The organism is Bartonella sp. AP72JLCBS (assembly GCF_042195705.1).
Classification (GTDB): domain Bacteria; phylum Pseudomonadota; class Alphaproteobacteria; order Rhizobiales; family Rhizobiaceae; genus Bartonella.
The window spans coordinates 1-1,553 of the sequence record NZ_JBHIOU010000063.1 but is presented as its reverse complement, the minus strand read 5'-3'; the positions used below and the strand labels follow the sequence as shown (position 1 = coordinate 1,553).

The 1,553-nt window shown below is 42.0% G+C and carries 1 pseudogene; it reads left to right on the top strand.

The annotated features are described in order from the left end of the window. A pseudogene (locus ACFILO_RS09345) lies at positions 1–1,553 on the top strand (hypothetical protein); the annotation flags it as partial.

Sequence of the window (1,553 nt, the reverse complement as noted above, 5' to 3'; positions counted from 1 at the left end):
AGCCTTCTCTCTGTTGCTGGTTTGAATGATTCTGATGATTACGCAAATTTTTTAACCAAAACCCTTTCTGGTAAGAGTGATAAGAGTCCTATCGTAAATGTTTTGACAGAAGGTAGCCGTTCTGCGCGAGTTGGAAATGTTGATGATAAGAAAGCGCTACAGCTTACAAGAATAGCGGTTAACGATAAAAGCATGAGTGCGGATAATATTGCTGTGCGAAAATTGCCAAAAACATTTGTTAAAAAAGGGGGGATGCTGCCTGTTGAGGGAGATAATAGTGATGATATTTTGCTGTCTGGCGTTAATAGTTTAGCAAGGAGAGTGAGTACATATGCAACTAATAATGATATAAAAATAGGAAACAGTCCGAATGCGCATGGCGTGGGGATTATTGCTATTGGTAACAACATACAGGTACAGTCAGGACGCGACAATTATGAAGCTGTTATTAATATCGGCAACAGTTCGCAAACCTCCGCTCCTGCTACCACCGTTATTGGTGATAGGGCAAGAGCGGAAAAGTGGGCCGGTGTTGCTATAGGAAGTGATGCTATAGCTGATAGGGCTGCAGGTGTTTCAGGGTACACTTCTTTGTTGCAGGGTCCTGCACACAACACTGAGACGCAATGGAAAAGTACGCAGGGTGCCGTTAGTGTTGGTAATAAAAGTACGGGCATGACGCGGCAGATTACAGGTGTAGCAGCTGGTAGTGATCCTGCCGATGCAGTAAATGTTGTACAGTTAAAAGACTTAGAAAGTGTCGTAAGAAATGGTGGTTGGAAACTATCTGTTGGGGGTAAGGATGGTAAGACCGTTATCATGGACAGCGCGGTAGATTTTTCCGCTGGAAGTACAAATCTTCAAATTAGCAAAGGCAAAGATAATAATAATATAAAATTTGATCTAGCTAAGGATATTGCAGTCAATAAAGTAACTGCAGGAAACAGTACCTTAGATGCAACGGGCTTAGTGATTTCTGGTGGACCGAAAATAACAACGGGTGGTATTGACGCTGGTAGTAAGAAGATAACAGGCATTCAAAATGGCGCACTCACAGCAGAATCGACCGAAGCGGTCAATGGTTCCCAACTTTTGGCAACAAATACTGAAATTAATGAAGTAAGAGGCAGTATTCTTCTTAAGAAAAATGATGAGACAAAAGTTATCACTATTGGTAAGGATCTATGGGAACGATTTGATCTTGATTTTAGCGGCCCTAAAAGCGACCCTCGGACCATTTCAGGTGTGGGCGCTGGAATGCTTTCGGAAGAGTCGACGGAAGCAGTCAATGGTTCTCAGTTGTTTACTACAAATCAAAATGTTACAACTGTAGCCACGAATATAGCCAAGTATTTAGGTGGTGGCGCTAAATATGAAAATGGCGCGTGGACCGCTCCTAAATTTACTGTTAAGTCCGTTAAGGATGATGGCGAAACAGAAAACAAAGAATATCCTGATGTAGCGGATGCACTTGCCGGTGTTGGAAGTTCTATCACGAATGTTCAGAATAAATTGACTGAACAGGTTAATAATGTGATTACCAAAGTGGAAAG